2 protein-coding genes are annotated in these 4046 nt (G+C 58.9%); one reads left to right on the top strand and one right to left on the bottom strand.

The window, feature by feature from the left end:
* Positions 1-327: 327 nt before the first annotated feature.
* On the top strand, positions 328-513 hold the full coding sequence (locus IH26_RS0152105; RefSeq protein ID WP_030443748.1) for a hypothetical protein: 186 nt from the start codon (positions 328-330) through the stop codon (positions 511-513).
* Between the two features lie 145 nt (positions 514-658).
* On the opposite strand, the gene IH26_RS59280 is transcribed toward IH26_RS0152105, so the two are convergent.
* A complete protein-coding gene (locus tag IH26_RS59280; RefSeq protein ID WP_169789954.1) occupies positions 659-3838 on the bottom strand; it encodes an NACHT domain-containing protein in 3180 nt (1059 codons plus the stop codon).
* Positions 3839-4046: the final 208 nt, after the last annotated feature.

Here is a 4046-nt window from a genome sequence, read left to right as displayed (position 1 = left end):
ACTGGCCGCAGGTCGTGGCCGCGTTGATCGACGGCGTCGACCTGGTCGCCCTCAGGACGCCCGGGCCGGTCGCCGACGCCACCGTGCGGTCGCTGCAGGCCCGGGCCCGCGAGAAAGGCTGCGTGCTGGTCCCGACAGGGCGCTGGCCGTCGGCACACATCACCCTGGAGGTCACCGGCCGACACTGGGAAGGCCTCGGCTACGGCTACGGCCGGCTGCGGCGCCAGCACCTCAAGGTCACGACGACCGGCCGCGGAGCTGCGGCACGACCACGGACGGCGACAGTCACGGTCGGCGGCCCCGCCACCGGGAAGAGTCACTGGACAGATGTCGCCCGTTCTCGCGGACAACGGCTGGCAGGTCGAGACCGTGGAGATCGACCTGGGAACCGGGTTGCACGAATGGATCGAGATCCGGGGCGGCGACCAGCGCCTCTACGTCGCGACCGCAGCCGAACGGGACGTCGTCCTCCGCGAAGCACGGCGTCGACCCCGCCACCCTGGCCGAGGTTGAGACGATCGACGACGGATGCGAATAAAGCCCGTCTTACCCCGCCTTGAACTCGCGCCACCCATGCTGGCCGCCACCGGCGCGCTACCCCCCAATCACCTACCTCAGCGACGGCGAGATACGAGATGATCCGGCCAGTGGCGTCACGCTACGTGGCCAACATGCTGGCACCGGCATGCTCTTTTGCCGAGAACAGTACGTTGGACGAGTGCCGAGACTCGTCGTGGCCACATCGACCCAGATGCGCCGTGGATCCGTTATCGCGGCAGACTGGACAACGATGGCAAGAGCAGTGAGTGAATCTGCCACATTGTCTCCACCTTACCGTGTCGAATCTTCGGGAAGTCCAGCTGCTCAGCCATTGAGCCACCGGAATCATTCCGTTCGTAAGCGCGCCATAAATATGTCGGATCTTCTCCGTATCCGCCTCCGCCGCGGACCTGATATCCATAATCTGCCGAACACGTGAGTTCGGTCCCATGGATGCTTGCTTTGCCATTCTTGCCTCAACCTCCAGAACAGGCAGGACCAAAATTGTCAGACACATTGCTGTGCCGGAGGGGGAACTTTCGAGTATTGCCGCGACTTCGTTAAAATCCACTCCCGGTGCGGCCGGTGCGATAAACTCGTGGTCTCGCAACAGGTCCACAGAGAGGCTCATCCATTCCGCCGTTGGCAGAAAAGGAAGTGATCCAATGACGGCCTCTTCGAAGCCATCGGGAACTTCAGGCACGGAAATGAGGCGGGCCAAAAGGCACGAAAGATGTGCGCTGCGGTAAGGAGGTAGCAAGTATAGCGACCTCGGCCCGCATTCTCGGAGAGCAGTCGCAAGCCAATCAGATTCACGCGCAGAGTTATTCCGTCCGGAAGAAATTGATCCAGAGGATGAATCTTCTGCGGGCCAGTAGTCCAACATCCATGGAAATCTGAACCCCAGAGGCTCATATTGTTCGCGCAGGTCCCGGAGATCTTCTTCCAACCTGCCAGAAGGGTCCTGCAGGCTGCCTGACAATGCAGCGATGAGCGCCCAACACGCCCGCTTAGACGGGCTCCGCCGGTCTCCAGGCGTGGTTACGACCGTCTCGAAGATGCCTCGCATGGCCCGGGTAGTCTCACGCAAATTCTCTGGAGCGCATCCCTGCAGCAGACGCAACAAGTCAAGGGAAGGCACAATCGGCACTATCGCCTCAAAAGCGTTCAGATAGAGATCGTCGGCCGAAAAACTTAAATCGAGACGAGCAGTTGCTGTGACTATTTTTTCGATAGCCATCCTCGTTGGCGTCGTGTATCCCAGCATCCGATAGGCGAAACGCACAAGCGCTTCCCCTGTTCCAGCATTTGACGATTGTGCAGCGCGAAGGAGCAAGTTGATGAATTCGTCTGCGCCTCGCGCAACGTTTCGGTCGAGTATCTGTACAGCTAGTTGGGCTACCACATCCCACTCTTGGAGTTCGAGATGTGGAAGTAGGACCTCGAATACAGCCTCCGTGGAGCTGCCTTTCGTGCGAACGAGGTACTCGGCGGCGAAGTACTCGAGGAACGTACGGTGAGTGAAGCCATATCGAGGCTCGTGAGGTGTCGTTCCCAGGTCAGTAAGGACCCATGCACGGCCGGCGCAGAAATCCAGCAGCTTCTCCGCTTCCTCGCGTGCCTCCCCTTCGTCATCTCCCCGCAGCCGATAATGGCCTTGCACTAGCTCATCTACTAGAGCACGCCGGGGCAGGCTGCCGCCCGCCGCCGGCGTGATTAGTAGATGCCACGCCAGGGACTGGATCGCGCTGCGAACCTCATTTCCAAACATCGATGTGCTGCGGATCCCTCGCATGCGGTCCCACCGCTCGAAGAGCATAAGAGCGCATTTCTCGTAGACCTCGGGGCGATTGCGCGGGATGTACCTTTCCGTTGCATACATTCCGCAGAGAAGACTCAACAGCAGAGGATTGGACCGAATGTCAGGTACGATTTCACTATCACGCATGAAAGCGGAGTGAATTCTGGAACGGTCCGCGGGAGAAAGCGAATCGTCGAGGTCAAACCATTTGGACGCAAATTCGCCGACCTGCCGCTCATCAAATTCTTCCAGGCTGAAGGTCGTGAACATACCGCTCCTCAGCGGCGCCGCGTCGTAGCCGATTTTGCGGGATGTCGCTACGACCGACACGAGTGGGTAACGTGTCACGAAACCTTCGATCAGCTGTACCACCCGAGAGCGAAGCGCGGTTTCTGTCAACTCGTCGAGGCCGTCGAATATTACTAGTGCGCGACCATTGAGTAGTAGATAGTCGATTGCGCCTGGAGGTGGCTCTAGGTTGTATGGAGCTCGGCAGATATCGGTGAGATATTCAGTTATCGCCTTTCCGCCCTTTTCGAAATCAGTCACGGCTTCTCGGAGAGTGACGAGGAATGGCGTTGGAAAGTCTTCCGAGCCTGCTTCCCCCTGCACCAAGTCGCATGCCAGCTTGATCATTGCCGTCGATTTTCCGGCACCCGGATCGCCGAGAATAACGATTCGCCGATACGTTAAGAGCGCGGAACGCAAGTCCGGGCTGTCGGGTGAGTTCAAGTCGACAAGTTCCGCCAGCGACGCCAGAACCTCACTCCCCGGTGGCGCCGACGCCAGGAGTGAGCGAATAGCCCGATTACTTGAAAACGAGGCAATTCCAGACGGAAATGGTTCGAGGTCAGGGTCCACGTAAATTTCCCGGATTGGGACGCTGCGATTTACTCCTGTGTGCGGCAGTCGCAACTCTCCATGCGATGCCAAAATTTGAAGGCGCAGATTTCGTTCGAATGTCCGAATGTCTGACAATCCGCGAAGTTCCTTCAGTACGGTACTGTTGCGCATCGCAGCGGCCGTCACTGCACCCGAAATTATCAAGTCAGAGACGCCTTCGGCCATCACCGGCTGTTTCCGATCGGCAGAGACTAGGGAGCCCGATGCGACCAGCAGGGAGCGGAAGACTAGGTCGGTCATTGCGAACAACTGTTCCTCGGGAAGTCGAACTGCGAGGTGCAGACCCCACCGAATCTGTTCTCTAATCGCACTGAGGAGTTCTGAACGATCTTTACCCAAGGTCTCTAGCGTCCGCGCCGCTACGATTTGCAATGCAAGCTGGTCGGCGCTCGGCGACTCGAGGTACTCATTAACACTTGCGATCTGGGCGGCGGTAAGTTCCTGCGCCAGGCGACGTGCTTCGCCGCTGCTGTCGTCCAGCGCCGAGGTGAACTCGATTGCTCGCTCGACCCGAGCTCGCCGGTAACGTTTCGATAAGGCTGTCGAGACGACACGCTGCCCGAATCGGGCCAAGGCGGCTTCCAGACCGGTCATAAAGGAACTATAGATTGGTGCACGGTGCGAATGTAAGGTGCGCCTCAGCCGTCGTCTCCGCCACCGAGCGATCTTCGATGAGCACGTAACGGCATGATTCGGCGTGCTCATTTGGCACCCCTCTGTGTCAAGAGGTCGCCAAGGACAATGTTTTAGGCTGTGCTTCAGCGGGTCCGGGAAGTGACTTGTCCGAAGTGTCGATCATGGG

Source organism: Actinoplanes subtropicus (assembly GCF_000721705.1).
In the GTDB taxonomy this organism is placed as follows: Bacteria; Actinomycetota; Actinomycetes; order Mycobacteriales; family Micromonosporaceae; genus Actinoplanes; species Actinoplanes subtropicus.
This window is presented reverse-complemented; position numbering and strand designations above follow the sequence as displayed.